The organism is Halovivax ruber XH-70 (genome assembly GCF_000328525.1).
GTDB lineage: Archaea > Halobacteriota > Halobacteria > Halobacteriales > Natrialbaceae > Halovivax > Halovivax ruber.
Genome location: NC_019964.1, coordinates 1,204,013 through 1,225,419, shown reverse-complemented (window position 1 = coordinate 1,225,419; position 21,407 = coordinate 1,204,013). Strand labels below are relative to the sequence as shown.

Genomic DNA, 21,407 nt, shown 5'->3' with positions numbered 1-21,407 from the left:
GAGTTCAATCGTCGAGCCGCCAGATACGACTGCCGTCACCGCCCGACACGCACTCGACCTGCTTGAGCCCCTTCTTGAGACATCGCCACCAGCCACCCGGGGAGCCGTAGCCCGCGGGGTACTCGTCGTACAACGAATCGACGAAGTCACCCTTCTTCGCCGCACCGGCGTCACGCAGGTGGGCGAGGGCGACACCGATCAACTCCTGGCGTTGCTCGACGAGGTCGTGCGATCGACCGGGAACGTCGATCGACGTCAGGCCAGTGATGTCCTCGCCGGGTCGCACGTCGTCGCTCGTCTCCGCGAGCGAAGTCGCAGAATCGTACTCCAGTCCGGTTTCGACGTCACGATCCAGTTGCTTTCGGGTCTTCGCGACCGCCCGTCGAGAGAGTTCGTCGAGGCGGTCGACCTCGACCGATCCGAGTACGCCCGCGTCGTCCGAGAGTTCGTCGTCCCGAATACGCTCGACCCGTTCCGGCCGGAGGTTCATCGAATCGATAGCCGCGTCGGACGAGGTCGTCGTGCCACTCGATTCCGACTCGTCAGACCGATTGCCAGAATCGATCTGGCCTGATTCGTCGGGACGGGAGACGGTGGCCTGCGTCCCCGGTTCGGCTCCCGCCGTTTCCGTTGCGGTGTCTCCCGTCTCCGGTTCGTCGGGGCTGACCGTCGCGGTCGTGTCATCGGTTGCTGTCTCGGTCCACCCACCGTCGGACGACGCTGGCCGGCGTTGGGTCGTCTCGGGGGATCCAGCCGATCCCGACTCGGCGGTCGCCGCCCCCTCGGAACTCGACGTCCCCGACTCGATCGATTCGAGCCGTGACTCCAGGTTCGCGATCCGGTCGCTGTAGGCGTCCAGGACATCTCCCATCTCGGTCTCGTGTTCGATCGCCGCGCGGTGGGCGATGATCCAGCGAACGTACGCGTCGCGACTCTCGAAGCCGATGAGTGAGCGCTCCACTTCGAGCGCCTGGAGGGTCTCCTCGTCGAGTTCGACCGAGAGTGTCTGCATCGTTCGCCACTTGGTCCGGTCCCTATTAAAATACCCGTCAGACGGGTCGTAACGATATGCGATCTGTGTAGTCCAGTTCGGTGACCTGTTCGACGATGGATTCGGAAAAACGAGCGAGCCAACGGAAAGCCGTCCGGCGATCGGATCGAACGTTACTCGTCGAGTCGTGCTTGGACGAGCGCTTCGAGGTCGTCACGGAACTCGTCGATCTCGATCTCCTCGAAGACCGGGACGAAGAAGCCCTCGACGAGCATGTCGGTGGCCTCGTCCTCCGGGATGCCACGCGAGGTCATGTACAGCAGCTCCTCGGCGTCGACCTGGCCGACGGTCGCGGAGTGGCTGGCCTCGGTGTCGTGGTTGTTGATGATCAGCTTCGGGCTCGCGTCGGCCTCGGAGTCGTCCGAGAGCATCAGCGTGTTTTCGCGCTGGTAGGAACTCGTGTCCCAGGCCTCGGTGCCGACGTCCTGGACACCCTCGTAGACCGAGCGGGCCTCGTCGTCGAGGACACCGCGCGTGACGAGGTCGGCCGTCGTGTGCTCGTTCTTGTGCCAGACGCGGGCGTTGACGTCGAAGTGCTGTTCCTCGTGACCGAAGAACGCGCCGACGATCTGGCTCTCGGCGCCGCTGCCGTCGAGAGTCGTCTCGACGGCGGACTTCGTCAGGCGCGAGCCGAGGTTGCCCTCGATCCAGTTGATCGTGGCGTACGTGTCGGCCGAGCCGCGTTTGAGCGAGTAGTTGTACGTGTCCTCGTCGAGATTCTGCAGCCAGCCGTACTGAACGTGACTGTTCTCGTTGGCGACGACCTCGACGACGGCGCTGTAGTAGCGGTCCTCGCTCGCAGCGGCGTCCTCACCGGTAAACTGTCGCTCCAGAATCGTCGCCGACGAGGAATCCTCGGCGACGACGAGCGTGTAATTGAACAGCGACCGGGAGTTCATCTCGGTCCGGATCGTGACGTCCTCGGCGTCGACGCCCTCGGGGACGTAGACGAACGTGCCCGACGTGAACAGCGCGGTCGAGAGCGCAGTGAGGTAGTTCTCCTGCGGGTCGATGACGCTCCCGAAGTGCTCGCGGACGACGTCCGCGTACTCGTCGTTACCAGCGGCTTCGGCGAGTGTCGTCACGACGACGTCACCCTCCCCGACGAGGTCTTTCTCCTCGGCGGCGTTCAGCGGGTCGACGAGGGAGTCGAAGTCGAGCGCGTCGAGGTTCGTCCAGTCGCGGCCGGGCGTGCGGATGACCGGCGGCATGTCGAGTTCCGAGAGGCTCGTGAGCGCGTCGAGACGCGTCTCCGTGAGCCACTCGGGCTCGTCGTTTGCGTCGCTGATCTCCCGAACCGTCTCCTCCGAGATCGTTGCGTGTACCTGCGTGCTCATGATTACCCGAGGCTCCCCTCCATCTCGAGCTCGATGAGTCGGTTGAGCTCGACGGCGTACTCGATCGGCAGTTCCTCCGTGATCGGCTCGATGAAGCCGGCGACGATCATCTTCTTGGCGTCGTCGTCGTCCAGTCCGCGCGACTGGAGGTAGAAGATGTCCTCGTCGCCGATCTTGCCGACGGTCGCCTCGTGAGCGACGTCGACCTTCGACTCCTCGATCTCCATGTACGGCATGGTGTCCGAGGTGGACTCGTTGTCGAACATCAGTGCGTCACACTCGACCGCGGTGCTCGAGTTCTCGGCGCCGTCGGCGATGTGGACGAGGCCACGGTAGTTGGTGCGGCCGCCGTCCTTCGAGATCGACTTCGACTCGATCGTCGACTTCGTGTCCGGTGCGTTGTGGTAGACCTTCGCGCCGGTGTCGATGTCCTGACCCTCGCCAGCGAACGCGATCGTGATGTGTGTGTCCGTCGCGCCGCGACCCTTGAGGATCGTACACGGGTAGAGCATCGTGGCCTTCGAACCCATCGAGCCCGAGACCCACTCCATCGTGCCGTTTTCCTCGACGATGGCGCGCTTGGTGTTCAGGTTGTAGGTGTTACGCGACCAGTTCTGCACCGTGGAGTACTGCACGTGAGCGTCCTCGCCGACGAAGACCTCGACGCCGCCGGAGTGCAGGTTGAACGCGGAGTACTTCGGGGCGGAACAGCCCTCGATGTAGTGAACTTCGGCGCCCTCCTCGGCGACGATGAGCGTGTGCTCGAACTGGCCCATGCCTTCGGTGTTCATGCGGAAGTACGCCTGTACCGGCATCTCGACCTCGACACCCTCCGGAACGTAGACGAACGAGCCGCCAGACCAGACCGCACCGTGCAACGCGGCGAACTTGTTGTCGCTCGGCGGCACGCAGGAGGTCATGAAGTGCTCCTTGACGATCTCGGGGTGTTCCTGGACCGCGCGGTCCATATTCATGAAGATGACACCCTTGTCCTCCCACTGGTCGCGCATGTTCTGGTAGACGACCTCCGACTCGTACTGGGCGCCGACGCCCGAGAGCGACTCGCGTTCGGCGTCGGGAATCCCGAGCTGGTCGAAGGTATCCTTGATCTCGTCCGGGAGGTTCTCCCAGTCGTCGGTCCCCTCACGGATCTCGACGTCCGGTCGAATGTACGGCACGATCTTGTCGATGTCGACCTCCGAGAGGTCCGGCTGCCCGGGCCAATCGGTCGGCATCGGCATCTCCTGAAACAGCTTGAGCGCGCGCAGGCGGCGCTCGAGCATCCACTCCGGTTCGTCCTTGTCTTCCGACATGAGCCTGATCGTCTCTTCGTTCAGGCCCTGTTCGGAGACGAGGGCCGCCTCGTGTTCGTTCTTGAACGCGAAGCGATCCTCGGTGTTCGTCGTCTGTAGGTGGTCTTGATCTGAACTCATGTTGTTGGGTAGTGATTGTGTCTGTAGCGGTAAGACCCTTCGTCTAGTCGAGATCGATTATGCCGTCTCGTAGACGTCCTCGCGGACCCAGTCGTAGCCCTCGTCTTCGAGTTTCTCGGCGAGTTCCGGGCCGCCACTCTTTGCGATCTGGCCGTCGAGCATCACGTGGACGTGGTCGGGTTCGACGTAGTCGAGGATGCGCTGGTAGTGGGTGATCTGGAGGATGCCTGTTCCCTGCTCGTCCCGAAGTGCGTTGATCCCGTTGGCGACATCCTGGAGGCGATCGATGTCGAGTCCGGAGTCGATCTCGTCGAGGACGGCGACCGACGGCTCGAGGATCGCGGCCTGCAGGACTTCGTTCTGCTTCTTCTCACCGCCGGAGAAGCCGGCGTTGAGGTAGCGGTGGGCGAACGTCTCGTCCATGTCCAACTCGTCCATCTTTGCCGAGAGGATCTCCTGGAACTCGGCGACGCCGATATCGCCCTCGTCTGCAGGCCCCTCCATCGGCGAGGTCTCGAAGCCGGCGTCGTCATCTTCGTCAGCGTCGGCATCGTCCTCGTCCGCGAAGAGTTCCTCGCGTTCCTCGATTTTCGCATTGAGCGCGGTCCGGAGGAAGTTCGTCATCGTCACGCCCTCGATCTCGGCGGGGTACTGGAAGCCGAGGAAAATGCCGAGCGCGGCGCGCTCGTTGGGTTCGAGCTCGAGAAGGTTCCAGGTCCGCTGGTCCTCGTCGATGTCGATCGCGTCACCGAACTCGTCTTCGGAGAGGTGGATCAGCACCTCACCGTCGGTGACCTCGTAGGCGGGGTGGCCGGCGATGACCTTCGCCGTCGTCGATTTCCCACTGCCGTTCGGACCCATCAGGGCGTGGATCTCGCCCGACTCGACCTCGAGATCGACACCCTCGAGGATTGTCTCACCGCCCTCTGCTACCTCTGCGTGCAAGTTACGTAGTTCGAGACGTGCCATAGGACTCTGTCGGCTAATCGAAGGGTCGACGCACCCATAACGGTTTCGTCTTTGGGTGGTTGCACACCCGGAGAAAGGAGATCTTTTTCAGAGAACCAAAAGAGGAACTTCGTTTCCGAGAAAGATTTCCAGACCAACCAAATTCGAAGTCGCAGATACCACAATCAAGCGCCTGGCCTTGACAATCGGAACAGGCGCTCACTTCACACGAAGCTATCGAGCCCCGTCTGTTCCTGGCCGGCCTTGACCTCCTCCCAAGAAATATCCAGCGCTTCCAGAATGCGTTCGATCGGCCCCTTGAGCGTCTTGTCGAGCATCTTCTCGTAGTCGACCTCGAACTCCGCCGGAATCTGGTCGTCGTACTCGAAGCAGATGACGTCCTGGTTGCGCTTGAACTCCTCGTAGACGGCGTCTTCGGCCGGGTCGAGACCGTTCTCGGATTCGATCCGCTGGAAGAAATCGTCGTGGACGCGATCCAGATAGACGCGTTTGGGCTTGCTTCCGCGCTGGAAGTTGGTCCCGAGCAGGAGATTCGCGTACTTGGCGCCGCGGACGTGGGCGGTGTCGGTCTCGTACTCGGTGAGGCGCTTTCCGATCCCGCCGGGGATCGAGATGTCGTCGAGCGAGACGTCGCCGGCGAGGAAGTTCTCGATGATCTCGTTGACGTAGGTCTTGACCGCCTCGACATCACCGTCACGGACGATCATCTCGATGACCTGGTGCTGGACCTCCTTGGTGATCGGGGCGATGTCCGAGCGCTGGTACTCGAAACCGGTGATGTCGATGTTGTCGACGTCCTTCCCCTCCTTCCAGACGATGTGACCCGCGTAGCGCTTCTTCTTGCCCGCCTGGAAGAAGCGGCGGTAGAGTTTCTCGAACTCGATCTGGAAGCGGTGCTCGTCGGCGTTCAGTTCCTCGGCGGCGAAATCGTCGTAGCGACCGTTGATGTACTCCTCGATCTCGAAGGACTGTTCGAGCGCCTCCTCGTCGCCAACGTCGGGACCCAGTTCCAGCATGACCGAGTCCGTATCCCCGTAGGCGACGGTGTAGTCGAGTTCGGTCGCGGCCGTCTCGGTGAACTCGATGACCTCCCGGCCGGTCGCCGTGATCGCCGAGGCGGCGTCCTTGTCGTAGAGGCGGAACTGTTCCCACCCGGAGACGCCGTACAGCGAGTTCATGATGACCTTCACCGCCCCCTGTTGGCGGTCGTACTGTTCGTACGCCCGCGTCCCGGGGTCGTGATCGTTCCGCAGCGATTTCTTCTCCTCACGCTCGGCGAGCAGTTCGGTGATCATCTCGCGCATGACGCCGTCCGGCTCGGTTCTGAAGTGTGTGCCCGAGGGGGCGACGTACGTGTCCCCGTCGTACTCGTCGGGATCGACCCGCGTCTCGGGGGAGGCGTTGATCGTCACCATGCACATCGGGTACAGGCTCTTCAGGTCGAGGACCGTCACGTTCTCGCGCACGCCCGTGATGGGGTCGAAGACGGCGCCACCCTCGTACTCGTCGCCCGCTTCCTGCTGGCCCTTCGACGGCAGGGCCCAGCGGTCGTTGGCCTTGTGCAGGACGTACATGTCGACGGCGTCGCCGGGCGTCGGCGCGTCTTCGAGTTTACACCCGACGAACGTGGCCATCTCGCGCCAGAACGCGATGAGTTCCTGCTGGCGATCCAGTTCGACACAGATCTCCACGTCGCGGAGGTTGTACTCGAGCAGCCGCGTCGGATCGTCCTCCCAGAGGTCGCCGATCTTCCCCGGATATCGCTCCTTCCCGACGCCGAGTTCGCTCTCACCGACGGCGTCCAGTCGGTAGGAGTCGAGTTCCGTGAAGATGCGGCGCTGGTAGCCATAGAGCAGGTCGAAGACGACGCGGCCCTTGACGTCTGGACCACCCCAGTTACTCCGCCAGACCTCACCCAGTCGGGAGAGCCGATCGGGATCGAGGTCAAAGTCGTGCTGTGGGCCGTTTCGATCTTCGAGGCGATCCAGGAGGTACGGTGCGTCGAAGTCGTCGAAGTTCCAGCCCGTCAGGACGTCGGGGTCGGTCTCGTCGATGTACGCGAGGAACGCCTCGAGCATCGCCTCCTCGGAGTCGAACGAGCGGACGTCGTGGTCGATCTCACCCTCGATGGGGTCGTACTCCGCCAGGGTCGACGGCGGGGTGCCATCGCCCTCGTCGGCCTCCCAGATCCAGAGGACGTACTCGTCGCGGTAGGAGTCGTGGCTCGCCAGACAGATGATCGGCTCTTCGCCGTCCTCCGGGAAGCCAGACCTGTCGTCGACCTCGATGTCGAACGTCTGAACGCGGGGGGTCGCATCGGCGTCGACCGGTTCGACCTCGTCGTGGGGCACGACGAGGGTCCCGTCGTCGGTTCGCCGTTCGGGGACGCGAATGCCGCTGCGAACGTCCTTGTCGATCAGGAACCGATTCGGGAAGAGAATGTCGGCCTCGTAGTGGTCGAACTCGTCACGAATCTGCCCGACGTCCCGTGGCGTCTGACCGAAGATCTTCACCAGTCGTTCGCCGCGGATACTCTCGTAAGGGTCGCCGTCCTCGTCGAATTCTTCCCAGCCGGTGAGACGGCCGTAGCTGGCGAGGCGTTCCTCGTCGACGCTGTCGACCGGTGCGTAGAAGTACGGCCGGAAGCCGACGATCTGAACGTGTTCGAGCGTCGATTCGGCGGTCCGGCCGAACACGTGAACGATCGGCTGTTCGTCGTCACCGGCGCCGACGATCGTGTAATCGACCTGCATGACGGCGATGTCGAGTTCGCCCTGCGGTTCTGGAAGCGTCTCCCGCCGGGGATCGACGATCGTCGTCTCGCCCGATCCGCTCGTGCCAGCGACGTGAGCTGCTTCCGCATCCGGCCGCGTCTCCTCGGTCTCGGAGAACGCACCGAGGACCTGCTGGGCCTCGTCACTCATTGCCGGCGCTTTGCGTGCCTGCGGTATAAACCCAGTTACTCGAAGAACGTGCCCCGTCGACACGCACAGTGACCGGCAACAAGAGCTTTAACGTGATAACACATAGCATAGAACGAGGAATCAACTGTGTCCACCCGTGCGAACGACGACACGACGGACGACGAGACGTCGCTCGAACTGCGATCGACCGCGCCCAGCATCGAGTCCTACGAGACCGAAGACGGGATCGTCTTCTACGACGCGGAGAATCCTCTCGCCTGGGTAGAGACGGACCGGACACTGTACCTCGACGAGCTCGTCTAGGAAAACCTGCGTCCGTCTTCGGTCACTTGGCCACCAGATTGTGCGGTGGGTCGGGCACCGCACCGATACCCTTTTTCGCGCGTCGCGTCGACTAACACCCGTGGGTCTGGACGACTTCAACTTCGAGCCGAGTTCGGCCGAACCCGAGGAGTGGGACCCGGAGGCGGACCTCTACGACCCAGACGCCGACGGGATCACCATCCCACAGGTTTCGACCGACCCCTCCGAAGTCGATCCCGAAATCTCTCGGGCGTTCTGGACCATCGTCCTCGTCGTCAACGCCGCGCTCCTGTTCGTCTCGCTCGGCCCGATGCTGTGGTTCTTCCTGGGCTGGGTACAGGAGGGTATCACACTCGTCGTCGGCGGGGTAGCGCTCTTCGGACTCGCCTACTATCGCTACCGTCGGTTCATGGCGAACGCACCGGACCAGAACGATGACACAGACGGAGACAATACAGTAAAACAGCATTCGTCCGAAACACGGGCAAGCGACGAGTCGGGAGCAGTTGACCCTGACAGGACATCGGCAAGCGGTGACGGACCGGCCGACGAACGGGCAGACGACGAGACACCGACGACCACGGACACAGAACGACCATGAAACCCGTTCGATCCGACGACGGCACCCACTATCTCCTCGTAAAACGCTCCGACGAGGCGAGTCTCGTTCGTGATCCCGTCACTGGCAACGAGTGTTACGTCAGAAACGATCGGCTGGAGGCAGCCGACGAGACGAGTGCGCTCGAGACGGCCGCCCGCGCAGTTCCAGCGCCACTCCGGCGACTCGTCCGGGCAGTGCACGACGATCGGTCCCTCGGACTGGTCGTCACCCTCGCCGATCGCGGCCCACTCTCCGTCCGGACCCTCGTCGACGAGACGACGTACTGCGAGAGCGACCTCGCCGGCGTGCTGGCGTCGCTCACGGCAGCCGACGTCATCACCGACACCGACGTCGCTGGCGAACCTGCCTACGACGTCCCAACCGAAACGGCGGACGCCCTCTCGACGCTTCGAACGGCAGTCGATCCCGATACCGACGGCCGATAGTCCAGGTCCGACGGCCAATACTCTAAGAGCGAGGGTCGATAGTCCAGACACCGATTACTGACGGCCGTCGGGAAGTGAGTCCCAGACGGCTTCCTCCACGACCTGAACGAAATTACCCTAACAGTACGCTCGCCCTCGCCGATCGCGACCCACTCACCGTCGAGGGTCAATCTGCGCCCATCGGTAGTTGATCGAGGTGAGCGCGCTTCGACAGTGACGACCGGTTCGTCGTCGGGTCCGTCTCCACGTGGACGAGTTCGTCGGCCGCGCCGACGAGTTCTTCGTCGTGGCTGACGAGGAGAATCTGTTCGACACCGAGATCGCGCATCGTCTCGACGAGCGTGATGAGTTGGCCGACGTGCCCGGCGTCCAGGAAGACGGTCGGTTCGTCGAGGATGAGTGGCGGCAACGGGCCAGCTCCCTCGACACCTTCCGCGAGGAGCCGGTAGATCGCACATCGCAGACTGAGGTTGAAGAGGGCTCGTTCGCCACCGGAGAGTTGCTCGGGATCGAGCGCAGCGCCGTCTTTCTGGTAGACGGTCAACTGGTAGGAGCCGTCGAGATCGATTCCCGCGTACGTATCGTTCTGGTAGACGAGATCGAACGTCTCGTTCAGGAGCCGGTCGAGCGTCTCGACGTTGCGCTGGCGCAGCTCGCTCCGCAGCGTCGCGTAGGTCTCCTGGAGGGTTTCGGCCTCGTCGTACACTTCCGCCAGCGATTCGAGCCGCTGCTCGACCGCTTCCCGGCGATCGACGAGTGATTCGAGTTCCTCGAGTTCGTTCTCGACCGCCCCGATCGCACTCTGCAGCTCGGAGCGGCGCTCGCGTAGCGTCTCGAGTTTCTCGTCGACCTGCTCGATGTACTCCTCGGCCCGTTCTAGGTCCTCGGTCGCCGTCTCCAGTCGCTCCTCGTCGAGGGCGGCCTCGAGTTCCGCGCGACGATCGCGTGCGGTCGACAGCTGCTCGCGACGCTCGTCGTTCATCGTCTCCCAGTCGGCGCGCCGTTCCCGAAGTCGCTCGATCGTCTCCTCGCAGTCCTCGATCTGCGCCGATAGTTCCTGTGCCGTCTCGAGCGACTCGCGCTCGGAGCGGAGGTCGGCTCGCTTCGCATTGATCTCGCCGAGTCGACTCCGGTGTTCCTCGACGTCGGCCGCTCGTTCGGTCGCCTGCTCACGATGGCGTTCGGCCTCGCGTTCGGCCTCCTCGGCGTCCGCCCGAAGTTGCTCACACTGATCAACTTTCTCCGCGACCGACTCGCGTTTCTCGGACAGCAGCTGTTCGGTCGTCTCGCGGTTGTCCCGAAGGCGTTCGACCGCCTGCTCCGACTCGCGTAACGATTCCGCACGCTCGATCCGTTCCTCGAGATCGGACTGTTCCTCGCGCAACTCGGCGAGTTCCGACTCCAGTGACTCCAATTTCGCCCGTCGATCCGAGAGATCTGAGACGTGTGGCGCGCCCTCCACGGGCTGGCCACACTCGGGACACTTGCACGCTTCGAGGAGCGCCTCGGCATCCTCGATTGCGCTTTCGAGAGCCGTTCGCTCGGCGACGAGGTCCGCGATCTCCGCGGCGAGTTCGTCCGCACACTCTCGAAGCTCATCACGGTGCGTCGCCGCGTCGCCGAACTCGATCGGGACGTCCTCGAACGCGGCCCGTTCGTCCTCGATCTCGTCGTCCAGATCCGCAAGTGCCGACTCACGTTCCTCGATCGTCTCCCGTGCCGCCTCGATGTCCGCCTCCAGTTCAGCGGCCTGCTCGCGAGCCTCGGTCGCGTCGTCCGCGAGTGCCTCCGCTTTCTCCTCGTGCTGGTCGACCGCGCCACTCGTCTCGGAGATGGAGACGCGAACGTCCGCCAGTTCGTCGCCGAGGTCATCGTCCCGTTCGTCGAGTTCGTCCAGGCGGTCCTCGATCGCCGTCACGTCCTCGATCGACAGGTCGGAGAGGATCGATGTGCGACGCGTTTCGAGGTCCGATCGAGTCGAGTCGAGATCGGCGATTCGCTCCGAGGCGTCCGTCCGGTCGGATTCGGTCGCCTCGATCTTCGCCTGCAGCGATTCGATCTCCTCGTCGAGTGACTCGATCTCCGCTCGGCGTTCTTCGTGCGTTTCGAGGACCTCGCGTGCGTCGTCTCTGGTCTCGACGGCGCGCTCGCGCTGGGCCTCGAAGTGCTCGATGTCTTCCTCGACGTCGCCTCGCTTCGTCTCGAGTTCGTTGAGGCGGTCGTGGAGGTCCGCATCGCGCTTGTCCTCGATCTGCTCGTCGAGCGTCGCCGCCTCGCCGCGGACCTCGTCCAGAACGTCCGAGACACCGAGTCGAGCCTCGTTCGCCCGTTCGCGATAGGCTTCGAGCGCCCCGAGCTGGAGGAGGTCGTCGATCATGTCCTGGCGCTCGGCCGGCGACGCGTGGATGAGCTTGTTCACCTCACCCTGGCGGACGTACGCGCAGTTGACGAACGCCGTCGCGTCCATCCGGAGGAGCGACGTGACGTAACCTCGAACGTCACGAGCACCGTCGACAGTTCCGTCGGGCCCGTCGAGGACACACTTCGTGGTGCTCGTCCGTTCGTCCCGGCGTTTGAGCCGGCGTTCGATTCGATACGCCTCCCCTTCGTGTGTGAATCCGAGTTCGACCGCAGTCGTCTCGGCACCGGTCGTCACCACGTCGTCCAGCGTCCGGTCGTCGAGGGCCTTCGACCCGTAGAGGGCGAAGAAGATGGCCTCCAGCAACGTCGACTTGCCGCTGCCGTTGACACCGTGGACGACGGTGATGCCGGACGAGAGGTCCAGATCGGCCTCCTCGTAACACTTGAAGTTCTCGAGCCGAACGTCGGTCACCCTCATGCGAAATCACCGATCGAGACCTGGCTGTCGTCTCCGGAGCCACCGTCGTCGCTATCCACCTCTTCCTCGGCAGCGGCCACGCGATCCGGTTCCCCGTCGGTATCGACGTCGCTATCCGGCTCCCTCTCGGGAGCGGCGTCACGATCCTCGGAGATGCCACCGGCAGGTTCGATGTCGCTGCTCACAGCAGTCTCGTCAGCCCTCTCGCCATCAACGGAATCATCTGCAGTTTCCACCCCATCATCGCTCTCGGCAGCCGCTGGTGTCTCGGCCGACGTCGACGGGTTATCTCCGTCGTGGTCACGCTCGTTCGGTGAGTCAGCGTGCTCAGACGTCGCAGCTGGCGTCGGTTCTTGCGGTGAATCGCCTTCGGTGTCGTCGCCCTCCGTCGGGGAGGAACTGTCTTCGACGTCGGCGCCACCGATCGACGGGTGCTCGGTGAAGTCGAGGCCATCTGCGTGCAGGGCGTCCCGAACGCGTCGTTCGACGGTCTCCCGAACGGTGGAGTCGGCGACGGTGTCGTCGCGGACGGTCGCATCGATCGTGAGTGCGCCCGGGGAGAGGTCGAGGTCGCGGAGGCGGTCCGTGACGGCGGCGTCCGGGTCGGCGAACGACACCTGGAGTTCGTCCGCCTCGTCCGGCAAATCACGACGATCGTTCGCCCTGGCCACGAGCGCGCCCCGGTCCAGGGCGTACTCCTCGATCGGTGCCGGCGAGATCGGTTCGCCGTCGCCCTCGATCGTCACGATGACGACGGCGCCGTCGACGTCGTGCTGGGAGAGGCGTTCGCGGACGCGGTCGGCCCCCTCGTCGGCGGCCAGTTCGACGTCGACGAAGACGAACTCACGGGTGCCGGAGATCGCTCGTCGACGGATTGAGACGTCGTCCTCGAACGAGACGAGGTTGTAGCCACGGGCGTCTCGCTCGGCGGCGCTCGCCCGTTCGGTCGAGCCACAGTAGGTCACCCAGGTGTCCGTGACCGTCTCGGTTCCGGGGGCGTGATTGTCGCCGAGCAAAACCGCATCGAAGTCGACGGACGATTCGTCGAGGACGGCTTCGGTGTCCCACGTCGCGTGCGCGAACGGTTCGAAGAGGCCGTGTGCGACGAGGGCGGTCGAAGACGCCTCGTCCGGAACGGGAGCAAAATCGTACGTGAGGGCGTCTCGGCGGGATTCCGGGACGTAATCGAGTCCGTAGAACGCGACGTCGTCGACGACGACCGGGTCCCGTCCGAGGCGCGTCGCCAGGCCGAGATCGGCGAAGAGGTCGAGCCACTGGGCGTCACGCTTGGTCTCGTGGTTGCCGACGATAGCGAGAAATGGAATCCCCGACTGGTCGAGTGACCTGAGCACATCGATGGTTCCCTGCAGATCGACGAGGCCGGGACGGCGGTCGTGAAAGAGGTCCCCGGCGTGAATCACGGCGTCGACATCGTCGTCGCTCGCATCCTCGGTGACGGCCCTGAACGCGGAGAGAAAGTCCGTCCGGCGCTCGGGCGAATTGTACTGTTGATACCCGATGTGGGTGTCGCCCGTGTGAATCACCCGTGTCATTGCCGGGGCTTCGGGAAGTGGCCCTAAAGACGTTGCGCGACCGGGGTGAAAGTGACTCGCCGTGGCGTCGAACTGCGAACAGTCCGCACTCAGGCGTCGATAGCCAGCGTGTAGAGACGTTTTCGGGCGTCAGTGAACGAGAACCGCGAGTCGACCACGTTCGCCTCTTCGAGTCGGCTGATCGCGTATCGAACGGTCCGTGCGGGCAGGAGGGTTTCCTCAGCGAGTTGCTGCTGGGACATCGTGTCGTTGTACTCGAGCACCTTCGCGACGAGCTTCGCGCTCGGTGGTAACTCTCGGACGTCGTCCCAGCTTCCATGCGGGTCAGTGTCGGCCTGGACAGCCTCTGATGCACTCATCAGCTACCGCTTGGGGATTCTGCGTAATAATATTTCCTGTTTCAATATATGCACCATAGTAATCCAATTGAGAGTGAATTGAGGAATGCATACCGGTTCGCATCGGTGCTGAGCGCGTCGAGACAGACAACGAAGAACACGAGAGCGGACCACCGATTCCGCAGGAGAGAGGAACTGAGAGAGATCACGACTTCGGTAGCACCCACCCGAAACCTCTTAAGAAGGAATACCCTACGCAGGTGTGATGACCGACACGGTGGACGACGTCGATCTTCCATACGAAGACGAGACGTCCAAACAAGAGAAGATACAAACACTCGAGGAACGCCTGGAGATTCTCGAATCCCAGAACGAGGAGATGCGGGACAAACTCCTCGACGCGAACGCAGAGAACAACAAGTACCAGCAGAAACTGGAGCGACTCAGCCACGAGAACAAGAAGCTCAAACAGTCGCCGCTGTTCGTCGCGACCGTCCAGGAGATCACCGACGAAGGCGTCGTCATCAAACAGCACGGCAACAATCAAGAGGCGCTCACAGAAGTCACGGAAGAGATGCGTGAGGAACTCACGCCGGACGACCGGGTCGCGGTCAACAACTCGCTCTCGATCGTCAAATCGCTCTCGAGCGAGACCGACGTCCGCGCCCGCGTGATGGAAGTGACCGAGAGTCCGGAGGTCGGCTACGAGGATATCGGCGGCCTCGAAGACCAGCTCCAGGAGGTCCGCGAGACGGTCGAGATGCCCCTCGACCGACCAGAGATGTTCGACGACGTCGGCATCCAGCCACCGTCAGGCGTACTGCTGTACGGCCCGCCGGGTACCGGCAAGACGATGCTCGCCAAAGCCGTCGCGAACAAGACCGACGCGACGTTCATCAAGATGGCCGGCTCCGAACTCGTCCACAAGTTCATCGGCGAAGGAGCCAAACTCGTCCGCGACCTCTTCGAAGTGGCCCGCGAACACGAACCCGCCGTCCTCTTCATCGACGAGATCGACGCCATCGCCGCCAAACGAACGGAGTCGAAGACCTCGGGCGACGCCGAGGTCCAGCGGACGATGATGCAACTGCTCTCGGAGATGGACGGCTTCGAAGATCGTGGCGACATCCGCATCATCGCCGCGACGAATCGCTTCGACATGCTCGATCGCGCGATCCTGCGCCCCGGGCGCTTCGATCGTCTCATCGAGGTGCCAAAGCCCGACGCCGAGGGACGCGAACTGATCTTCGAGATCCACACGCGCGACATGAACGTCGCCGACGACGTCGACTTCGCGGAGCTGGCCACACTCGCCGAGGAAGCCTCCGGGGCCGACGTCAAGGCCATCTGTACCGAGGCCGGGATGTTCGCCATCCGGGACGACCGCACCGAGATTCGGATGGAAGACTTCCGCAGCGCCTGGGAGAAGGTCAACGCAGAATCCGACGGCGTGGCCGACGTCTCGAAGACCTTCGCCTGAGGAATCGGGTCAACGCACCTGGGGGCCCGTCCACCGACGTCATTTCCTATTCGACCGCCGTTTCGGACCGTTTTTACCTCCTGCGTCGCTACCGGACTCCAATGACGAAGATCGTGGTCGTCGACAACCACGGCCAGTTCACACATCTCGAGCAACGCGCACTACGAGATCTCGGCGTCGAATCCGAGTTGATCGACAACGACACCCCACCGGGCGAGATCGACGCCGACGGCGTCGTCCTCTCCGGCGGCCCCGACATGGACCGCATCGGACAGAGTCCGGCCTATCTCGACGGCGACGTTCCGGTCCTCGGTATCTGCCTCGGCATGCAGCTCATGGCCACCGAGCTCGGCGGTACCGTCGGCAGCGGCGAGTACGGCGGCTACGCCGACGTCACGGTCGACATCGTCGACGACGAGGATCCGCTCGTCGGCTCGCTCGCCCCGGAAACCCGCGTCTGGGCGAGCCACGCCGACGAGGTGACGGGCCTCCCGGACGGCTTCGTCCGAACGGCGACCAGCGACGTATGCGCCATCGAGGCGATGAGCGATCCCGATCGAGAACTCTTCGGCGTCCAGTGGCACCCCGAAGTCGCTCACACCGAAGCGGGAGACGTCGTCTTCGAGAACTTCGTCGACGTCTGCGAATCGCAGTAACGGGACTCGCTTCGAGACAGTACAAACACAGTTCTAACGGGAGTACTCGGTTCGACAGGAGGTCGGTAGAAGGCGCGATTCGAGGTGGCCAGTCGTCGGATCGGTAGCGAATCCAGAGGACCGACCGTCACTGTCCGATCGATCACACTGCCAGAAAGACGAGGTACGGCAGGCCGAACATGACGATGGTCATGAGCGCGAGGATGATGCCATAGCCGACGACGGTTCCGAGGCCGGTCAGCCAGGCAGGATGGTCGAACTGCTGAAGCGCGTCGGTCATACCTGTGCGTTCGTCGACTGCCAGATAAACGTACCGGAGGGCAGTCGGACTGCCTACGACGCGTCCGCGAACAGATCGTCGACGGCCGACTGCGCCGTGCGCGCCGCCTCGTCGGCGACGACGTCCGGATCGGCTTCGTCGTCGGGTGCATTCAGATAGACGTCAACCTCGAGGACGCCCTCCTCGAAGGTGACCGTCACGTCCATATCACTGACCGAAGACTGCTTGTACCGGTCGAAGATGATCCCCTCTGCGGCGTCGGCTGCTGTCTCGACGACGGTTTCGTCGGTCGGTTCGCCGGCCGCGTCCGGATCTGCGGTGGGCATTTACGCGCCGCCAGCGCCCGGGCCGCCCGGACCGGCCGGGCCGCCCATGCCGCCGCCGAGCAGTCCTTCGAGTTCCTCCTGCAGGCTCTCGAACTGCTGCTGGACGCGGTCTTCCTGTTTCTCGAGTGTCTCCAGTCGAATCTCGAGGTTGGAAACCTTCTCTTCGAGCTCGGATTCGGCCTCGTCGAACTCGGTCTCGACGAAGAGGTCACCGATCTGGCGGTACATCGTCGTGTCCTCGTCGATCTCGTCGAGTTCGTCGAGGGCAGTCTCGGCCTCCTGCAGACCCGACTCGGCTTCCTGCTTCTGGACGGCGACGGTCTGGGCCGTCTCCTGCAGGCCCTGCAGCTCTTCGATTTTCTCCTGTGCTTCCGGCGGCAAGTTACCCTGCATACTCGCCGTGACGCCACCCGGACTGATAAACCCAAGCTTTGCCGCCGATCAGAACTGGCGAGTGGAGCGGCGAGCAATACGAAAGCAAAACGCTGAGCGGCCCATCAGTCGGCCGCTGCGATCGACTGGGTCTGTTCGGCGACGTCGACGAGCGTGAGCCAGGTGTTCGCGGCCGCACGCAGGGCCGTGAGATCCGCGGCATCGATCGTGAGTTCGACCGTAGGTCCGTCCCTGGTGAGCCGCGTTGCTGAACGCTCGTCGTCGATTGCACCGACTTCCTGCTCGACACTCCGGGCGACGAGTCGAGCGCGACTCGCCGACGAATAGGAAAACGAGAGCGTCGTCTCGTGAACGCGCTCGGTCACTCGACGGAGACTTCTTTGACGTCGCGGCTGCGCTCTTTCAGCAGCACGCGGTGGCCGCAGTACGGACAGCGGACGCCGCCGTACTCGTCGAGCGTGACGTCGCGCTTGCAACGAGAGCACTTGTACGCCATCGTGTTACTCCTCGTCGTCGCCGTCGGTTGCGAGTGCCGCGCGGATCGATCGGGTGACGGTCTTGCCGGCCGGCGTCTCCGGGCGGTAGGCACCGCCGGTGAACGTCTCGCCGGTCTCTTCGTTCTTCCAGATGCCGGTCCCGACGCGCTTGACGTCGTCGCCGTCGACCGTCGCGTGCTCCATGTCCGACTCGATGTCTGCGATGCGTCGGCGGGCGACGCGGCCGTATCGAGCGCCGAAGCGGCCAGCACTGCCGACAGTCCCTTTGGTGTTCTCGGCCATAGTGCCCGACTCTAGCCCTAGCCCAGCAATAAACCTGTTGAGTCCGACCCGTCCCCCGCTCCGCCTCACAGTCGTCCACTCGGTTAGCACCGTATCGGTGCACCCACCCACCAAACGGAGCCGGTAGCAACACACACACACACACACACACACACACACACCGACGAAAGACGACCTCAGCCGTCGTCGTATCCCTCTTCGACCAGCACGTCGTTCAGATCGTCACGGACGCGTTCGCCCGTCTCGCGATTCCAGGCGGTCGTCACCACCCGGTTTTCCTGGACGCTCGATCCATCGCGCAGGAGCAGGCGGACGTTGCCGTCGTCGCCGGCGCGGGTGACCTTCGCTCGGAGTCCCGATCGGGACCCTGTCCCGCCGGCGTCGATCGGTCCCGGAATGAGTTTCTTGACGTGTGGATGGCGGGCGACGGTCTGGATCACCGCCCGTCCCGTTCGTCCACCGATGAGCGTCGAGTGACTGCCGCCGAGTTTCTCGGACGGCGGCGTCTCGACGACCGCGAGCGTCTGCTCGCCGCGGTGGGTTCTGACGTACTCGACTGGATCCGGATCGTCGATCCGATAGAAGTCGTGGTGGAGGTGACTCCGGACCGACCGAATCACGGTTCGATCACCCGTCGCGTAGACGGCTTCCGGGCGTTTGCGCCGGATCTCGTCCGCCAGGCGGCCGGCGTAGTTTCGCAGTTCGGCGCGCTCGTGCTCGCCGTCCTCGGGTGTCGTGGTGACGGTCGTCTCGCCGAGGACGGTCTCCCCACGGAGAAGCGTCAGCGTCGCCCGGTCGCGGTCGCACTCGAGGACCACCGCGTCGGTGTTCTCCTCGCGACAGACCAGACAGTAGTCGCCCGGTTTCTCGAGCGCCGAGCCACACTGACGGCACTGCATACCTCGGCTACCAACTCGGCGCCCAAAACGCCCGCGCTTCCGGTCGCGGGAGGTGAGGACCCATCACCGCAGCTCAGTCATCACGCCTGGTCGAGTCACCATCGCCGCTCGATCGCTCCCTCAGCCGAGCGAGACCGGGTCGGTCTTCAGGAATTCCCGAAGCACGACGGTGGCGTACGCCCCGCTGGGGAGAGCAAAGGAGAGCGTGAGCGGCTCCGATCGAATCGAGAGGTCGGTCCGGACGAGGATCGCACGACGCGTCCCCGACGACCGGTACGGATCGGGCAGGTCGAAATCGTCGGGTTCCAGGGATAATTCCTGGAGGACGGCGCGTTCGATCTCGCCCTGTTCCCCGTCGGCCAAGTCGGTGTCGGTCCCGACGAGTGGGGCCGTGACGAACGCGCGGCCGCGGTCGCAGTGTCTGGTCACCGAATCGACCCGGCGATCGGTGACGCGCTGCGTGCGATCGGGATCCGGGACGACGAGTCCATCCGGTGCGTCGGTATCGGTGAAACAGACGACGTCGCCCGCCACGGGTCGGTCGAACGGCAGTCCTCGATCCAGCCGTTCGCTGAGCATCAGGTTGAATGCGTAGGACTGGGCCGCGTGGACAAACAGTCGCTGGAGGTTCGACGGGAATCGACCGAGTGCCTCACGGAACGTCGTCTCGTCCGGGTCACCGTCGGACTCGGTGAGGACGTGCAGCAGCGAGCGTTCGTATCGAAGGTGGCCAGGGTACCGATCGAGCGCTTCGTCCCAGTCGCGCGTCTCGAGCAAGAACTCCCGCGCCTCGCGCGTCGACGCCGGTTCCGCCTCGTGGGGATTGCCGAGATAGGCCATCACGGCGCCCTCCCAGTCGCCACGGAGGATCGCGAGCCCGACTTCGTGCGTTATCGGGCGATAACTCCCGAATCGCTGCTGGCCGAAGAAGTTCGGAACGCCGACGGTCGTCGAGTCGGACGGCACGGAGTCGGCGTCAGCCGGCGTCGACTGGGCGCCTCCGAAGTCGACGAGCGCGTCTCGAACGGAGTTCGCCGCGGTGGGATCGTCCGGATCGGAGACGACAATCTCGAACTCGTTTCCCGCGAGATCGCCGAACGTCAGCGACCGGCCAGCCCGCCCGACGACCTCGATGTCGGCGTTCGAGAGGGTCGGGAGGTCGGCCGGCTCGACGTCACGGATCGAGAACAGTTGCGTTGTGACGGCCCGTTTGTCCTTCGTCCCGGCCCACGAGACCCGCTCCCGGCTGATTCCCACGGAATCCGAGAGGGCGGCGGCGAAGTCGTTCGTGTCCCAGCCGGTGAGCGTCACCCGAACGACGAGTTCCGGGTACGCGTCCGGCGAGGCATCGACCGGTTCCGTCGCGAACTGTTCGCGCTCACGCACGCGGAAGTGGTCGTCCTGTGCGCGGAGCCGACCGCCGGTGCCGTCGCCGTCGCTCACGTAGTACTCGATGCCGACGGATCGTTCGGTCGGGTGGGCGGGACGCATTGACGACTTCCGGTTCGCTGTGGAGGTGCTAAACCCGTTCGACTCGGGCCGATGGTCAGTCCCAAGCAGGCCGTCTGTTCCCGAAGGCAGATCTGTCAGTCACGAGCGGGGGGAGACGACCTCATCGACGAGGTCACGGACTGCGTCCATCTCGTCTTCGATGACGCCGTGGCCCATCCCCTCGTAGATTCGTTCGTCCACGGTCGCACCGAGGTCCTCGTACGCAGCGGTGGTGTCGTGAACCCGTTCGACGGGGATGTGTGGGTCCTGATCGCCGCAGCCGAAGAACGCTCGCGTGCTGGACAGGTCGCCGTCGTACTCGAACGTGGTTCCCTCCGGGCCGATCAGCCCGCCGCTCAGTGCCACGACGCCGCCGTAGGACCGGGCGGTCCGCGCGCCGAACTCCGTCGCCAGACAGGCACCCTGGGAGAACCCGAGCAGAATCGTCCGTTCGGCGTCGATTCCGGCGTCTTCGATGGTCGATCGAACGGTGTCGAGCTTGTCGAGCGCCGAGGTCAGGTGCGGTTCGTTCGCGTCGATCGGCGCCATGAACGACTGGGGATACCAGGTGCCACGTGCCGCCTGCGGCGCCAGGTACGCCACGCCCTCCTGGTCGATCTCGGACGCGAAGTCGAGCATTCCACGGGCGCGCGCTCCCCGCCCGTGGACGAGCAGGACTGCCGCCGCCGCATCCGAAAGTGGTGGCCCTCGTCGCTCGACGGCCGTCTCTGCGTGCGGATCCTCGGTCATAGGCGTCAAACGAGTGCTGGCCTCAAATCCCTTCGCGTGGCGGCGATCCCGTAGATCGATGCCAGCGGGCGGAACGTTCCAGGCTGTCAACCCCGGCGAGACGGACAGATCGACTCAAAAGAGCGACAGCTCTCCCGTCACCCGATCGACCGCATCGTCCGCCGCGGGGCCGACGGCCAGCGTCGTGACGGTGCCGGGCTCCAGTTGCGTGTGGCCGGCGTCGCGGACGATGGCGTTGGGGAGTCCCTCGCGATCGGCGATCTCGGACAGTTCGTGGAGTTCGCGTTCGCTCGCGGCCTTCAGAACGACCTTCTTCTGGCCGCCCGACTTCCACTCCCGGCGCCGGCTCGAGCCGGCCTTCTCGTAGGCCGAGAGCGAGGCGTGCGCCACCTGTGCAGCCAGCTTTCCGGTCCCCATTCCGATGTCCGTCCGAGCGACGATCGCCTGCTTCATAGCTCAGTCTCGCTGCCCGCCAGTATAGGCGCCACGATCCGTCGACGGGAGCAACGCGACCGCCCCTGCCGGCCACGCCAGTTTGGCTCCCACGGTCACGTCGATC

General features: G+C 64.1%; 23 protein-coding genes. 5 read left to right on the top strand and 18 right to left on the bottom strand.

The genetic code is table 11. The features are described 5' to 3' along the window. Positions 1-4 precede the first annotated feature (4 nt). The 5 genes from HALRU_RS05730 to HALRU_RS05710 all read right to left on the bottom strand — a co-directional run bounded on the left by HALRU_RS05730 (position 5) and on the right by HALRU_RS05710 (position 7,714). Positions 5-1,012, bottom strand: coding sequence for a hypothetical protein (locus HALRU_RS05730; RefSeq protein ID WP_015300455.1), 1,008 nt, complete (start codon positions 1,010-1,012; stop codon positions 5-7). Positions 1,013-1,164: 152 nt separating this feature from the next. After that, positions 1,165-2,388, bottom strand: a complete 1,224-nt coding sequence (gene sufD, locus HALRU_RS05725; protein ID WP_015300454.1) for a Fe-S cluster assembly protein SufD — start codon at positions 2,386-2,388, stop codon at positions 1,165-1,167. Between the two features lie 2 nt (positions 2,389-2,390). Beyond that, positions 2,391-3,821, bottom strand: coding sequence for a Fe-S cluster assembly protein SufB (gene sufB, locus HALRU_RS05720; RefSeq protein ID WP_007697443.1), 1,431 nt, complete (start codon positions 3,819-3,821; stop codon positions 2,391-2,393). A 57-nt stretch (positions 3,822-3,878) separates the two neighbouring features. Next, positions 3,879-4,790, bottom strand: coding sequence for an ABC transporter ATP-binding protein (locus HALRU_RS05715; protein WP_015300453.1), 912 nt, complete (start codon positions 4,788-4,790; stop codon positions 3,879-3,881). 203 nt (positions 4,791-4,993) lie between these two features. Next, on the bottom strand, positions 4,994-7,714 hold the full coding sequence (locus HALRU_RS05710) for a DNA-directed DNA polymerase (RefSeq protein ID WP_015300452.1): 2,721 nt from the start codon (positions 7,712-7,714) through the stop codon (positions 4,994-4,996). A 126-nt stretch (positions 7,715-7,840) separates the two neighbouring features. Here HALRU_RS05710 and HALRU_RS15615 point away from each other — a divergent pair, with 126 nt between their 5' ends. The 3 genes from HALRU_RS15615 to HALRU_RS05700 all read left to right on the top strand — a co-directional run bounded on the left by HALRU_RS15615 (position 7,841) and on the right by HALRU_RS05700 (position 9,064). Then, positions 7,841-8,017 carry a DUF7331 family protein gene (locus HALRU_RS15615; protein WP_015300451.1) on the top strand — a complete coding sequence of 59 codons (177 nt, stop codon included), beginning with the start codon at positions 7,841-7,843 and terminating at the stop codon, positions 8,015-8,017. A gap of 100 nt (positions 8,018-8,117) precedes the next feature. Next, positions 8,118-8,618: a DUF7322 domain-containing protein gene (locus tag HALRU_RS05705; RefSeq protein WP_015300450.1), complete on the top strand. Its 501-nt coding sequence runs from the start codon at positions 8,118-8,120 to the stop codon at positions 8,616-8,618. After that, positions 8,615-9,064 (top strand): DUF7346 family protein, encoded by a 450-nt coding sequence (locus tag HALRU_RS05700; protein ID WP_015300449.1) that lies wholly within the window; start codon positions 8,615-8,617, stop codon positions 9,062-9,064. Before HALRU_RS05705 ends, HALRU_RS05700 begins: the two co-directional genes overlap by 4 nt. A 166-nt stretch (positions 9,065-9,230) precedes the next feature. Here HALRU_RS05700 and rad50 read toward each other — a convergent pair whose 3' ends face one another. From rad50 to HALRU_RS05685, 3 genes are all read right to left on the bottom strand, one after another. After that, positions 9,231-11,903: a DNA double-strand break repair ATPase Rad50 gene (rad50, locus tag HALRU_RS05695; protein ID WP_015300448.1), complete on the bottom strand. Its 2,673-nt coding sequence runs from the start codon at positions 11,901-11,903 to the stop codon at positions 9,231-9,233. Further along, positions 11,900-13,456: a DNA double-strand break repair protein Mre11 gene (gene mre11, locus HALRU_RS05690; RefSeq protein WP_015300447.1), complete on the bottom strand. Its 1,557-nt coding sequence runs from the start codon at positions 13,454-13,456 to the stop codon at positions 11,900-11,902. Before mre11 ends, rad50 begins: the two co-directional genes overlap by 4 nt. A gap of 89 nt (positions 13,457-13,545) precedes the next feature. Continuing rightward, positions 13,546-13,815 carry a MarR family transcriptional regulator gene (locus HALRU_RS05685; RefSeq protein WP_007697483.1) on the bottom strand — a complete coding sequence of 90 codons (270 nt, stop codon included), beginning with the start codon at positions 13,813-13,815 and terminating at the stop codon, positions 13,546-13,548. A 244-nt stretch (positions 13,816-14,059) separates the two neighbouring features. Here HALRU_RS05685 and pan1 point away from each other — a divergent pair, with 244 nt between their 5' ends. Continuing rightward, positions 14,060-15,274 (top strand): proteasome-activating nucleotidase Pan1, encoded by a 1,215-nt coding sequence (gene pan1, locus HALRU_RS05680; protein WP_015300446.1) that lies wholly within the window; start codon positions 14,060-14,062, stop codon positions 15,272-15,274. A 101-nt stretch (positions 15,275-15,375) separates the two neighbouring features. After that, entirely contained in the window at positions 15,376-15,930 is a 555-nt protein-coding gene (locus HALRU_RS05675; protein WP_015300445.1) for a GMP synthase subunit A, read from the top strand. A 142-nt stretch (positions 15,931-16,072) separates the two neighbouring features. Here the strand turns inward: HALRU_RS05675 and HALRU_RS15610 are convergent, their stop codons facing one another. The 10 genes from HALRU_RS15610 to pth2 form a co-directional block, all read right to left on the bottom strand. Next, a complete protein-coding gene (locus HALRU_RS15610; protein WP_015300444.1) occupies positions 16,073-16,210 on the bottom strand; it encodes a hypothetical protein in 138 nt (45 codons plus the stop codon). A 53-nt stretch (positions 16,211-16,263) separates the two neighbouring features. After that, on the bottom strand, positions 16,264-16,536 hold the full coding sequence (locus HALRU_RS05670; RefSeq protein WP_015300443.1) for a DUF3194 domain-containing protein: 273 nt from the start codon (positions 16,534-16,536) through the stop codon (positions 16,264-16,266). Continuing rightward, positions 16,537-16,929: a prefoldin subunit beta gene (locus HALRU_RS05665; protein WP_015300442.1), complete on the bottom strand. Its 393-nt coding sequence runs from the start codon at positions 16,927-16,929 to the stop codon at positions 16,537-16,539. 104 nt (positions 16,930-17,033) lie between these two features. Next, positions 17,034-17,294 carry a KEOPS complex subunit Pcc1 gene (locus tag HALRU_RS05660; RefSeq protein ID WP_015300441.1) on the bottom strand — a complete coding sequence of 87 codons (261 nt, stop codon included), beginning with the start codon at positions 17,292-17,294 and terminating at the stop codon, positions 17,034-17,036. Continuing rightward, complete coding sequence (locus HALRU_RS05655) at positions 17,291-17,425, bottom strand: DNA-directed RNA polymerase subunit P (protein ID WP_007697490.1); 135 nt, start codon at positions 17,423-17,425, stop codon at positions 17,291-17,293. The genes HALRU_RS05660 and HALRU_RS05655 overlap by 4 nt, the downstream gene beginning before the upstream one ends. Positions 17,426-17,429: 4 nt before the next feature. Continuing rightward, positions 17,430-17,708: a 50S ribosomal protein L37ae gene (locus HALRU_RS05650; protein WP_015300440.1), complete on the bottom strand. Its 279-nt coding sequence runs from the start codon at positions 17,706-17,708 to the stop codon at positions 17,430-17,432. A 176-nt stretch (positions 17,709-17,884) separates the two neighbouring features. Continuing rightward, positions 17,885-18,607, bottom strand: coding sequence for a DUF2103 domain-containing protein (locus tag HALRU_RS05645; protein WP_015300439.1), 723 nt, complete (start codon positions 18,605-18,607; stop codon positions 17,885-17,887). Between the two features lie 120 nt (positions 18,608-18,727). Next, on the bottom strand, positions 18,728-20,098 hold the full coding sequence (gene truD / locus HALRU_RS05640) for a tRNA pseudouridine(13) synthase TruD (protein ID WP_015300438.1): 1,371 nt from the start codon (positions 20,096-20,098) through the stop codon (positions 18,728-18,730). Between the two features lie 99 nt (positions 20,099-20,197). Further along, positions 20,198-20,848, bottom strand: coding sequence for an alpha/beta hydrolase (locus HALRU_RS05635; protein ID WP_015300437.1), 651 nt, complete (start codon positions 20,846-20,848; stop codon positions 20,198-20,200). A 114-nt stretch (positions 20,849-20,962) separates the two neighbouring features. After that, a complete protein-coding gene (gene pth2 / locus HALRU_RS05630; protein WP_015300436.1) occupies positions 20,963-21,301 on the bottom strand; it encodes a peptidyl-tRNA hydrolase Pth2 in 339 nt (112 codons plus the stop codon). Positions 21,302-21,407: the final 106 nt, after the last annotated feature.

Coding starts and splice junctions, on each gene's coding strand:
- HALRU_RS15610 (WP_015300444.1), bottom strand. CDS start 16,210: ATGACCGACGCGCTTCAGCAGTTCGACCATCCTGCCTGGCTGACCGGC.
- HALRU_RS05685 (WP_007697483.1), bottom strand. CDS start 13,815: ATGAGTGCATCAGAGGCTGTCCAGGCCGACACTGACCCGCATGGAAGC.
- HALRU_RS05700 (WP_015300449.1), top strand. CDS start 8,615: ATGAAACCCGTTCGATCCGACGACGGCACCCACTATCTCCTCGTAAAA.
- pth2 (WP_015300436.1), bottom strand. CDS start 21,301: ATGAAGCAGGCGATCGTCGCTCGGACGGACATCGGAATGGGGACCGGA.
- pan1 (WP_015300446.1), top strand. CDS start 14,060: ATGACCGACACGGTGGACGACGTCGATCTTCCATACGAAGACGAGACG.
- HALRU_RS05715 (WP_015300453.1), bottom strand. CDS start 4,790: ATGGCACGTCTCGAACTACGTAACTTGCACGCAGAGGTAGCAGAGGGC.
- HALRU_RS05650 (WP_015300440.1), bottom strand. CDS start 17,708: ATGGCCGAGAACACCAAAGGGACTGTCGGCAGTGCTGGCCGCTTCGGC.
- mre11 (WP_015300447.1), bottom strand. CDS start 13,456: ATGACACGGGTGATTCACACGGGCGACACCCACATCGGGTATCAACAG.
- HALRU_RS05655 (WP_007697490.1), bottom strand. CDS start 17,425: ATGGCGTACAAGTGCTCTCGTTGCAAGCGCGACGTCACGCTCGACGAG.
- HALRU_RS05730 (WP_015300455.1), bottom strand. CDS start 1,012: ATGCAGACACTCTCGGTCGAACTCGACGAGGAGACCCTCCAGGCGCTC.
- sufB (WP_007697443.1), bottom strand. CDS start 3,821: ATGAGTTCAGATCAAGACCACCTACAGACGACGAACACCGAGGATCGC.
- rad50 (WP_015300448.1), bottom strand. CDS start 11,903: ATGAGGGTGACCGACGTTCGGCTCGAGAACTTCAAGTGTTACGAGGAG.
- HALRU_RS05665 (WP_015300442.1), bottom strand. CDS start 16,929: ATGCAGGGTAACTTGCCGCCGGAAGCACAGGAGAAAATCGAAGAGCTG.
- HALRU_RS05635 (WP_015300437.1), bottom strand. CDS start 20,848: ATGACCGAGGATCCGCACGCAGAGACGGCCGTCGAGCGACGAGGGCCA.
- sufD (WP_015300454.1), bottom strand. CDS start 2,388: ATGAGCACGCAGGTACACGCAACGATCTCGGAGGAGACGGTTCGGGAG.
- HALRU_RS05675 (WP_015300445.1), top strand. CDS start 15,376: ATGACGAAGATCGTGGTCGTCGACAACCACGGCCAGTTCACACATCTC.
- HALRU_RS05670 (WP_015300443.1), bottom strand. CDS start 16,536: ATGCCCACCGCAGATCCGGACGCGGCCGGCGAACCGACCGACGAAACC.
- truD (WP_015300438.1), bottom strand. CDS start 20,098: ATGCGTCCCGCCCACCCGACCGAACGATCCGTCGGCATCGAGTACTAC.
- HALRU_RS05645 (WP_015300439.1), bottom strand. CDS start 18,607: ATGCAGTGCCGTCAGTGTGGCTCGGCGCTCGAGAAACCGGGCGACTAC.
- HALRU_RS05710 (WP_015300452.1), bottom strand. CDS start 7,714: ATGAGTGACGAGGCCCAGCAGGTCCTCGGTGCGTTCTCCGAGACCGAG.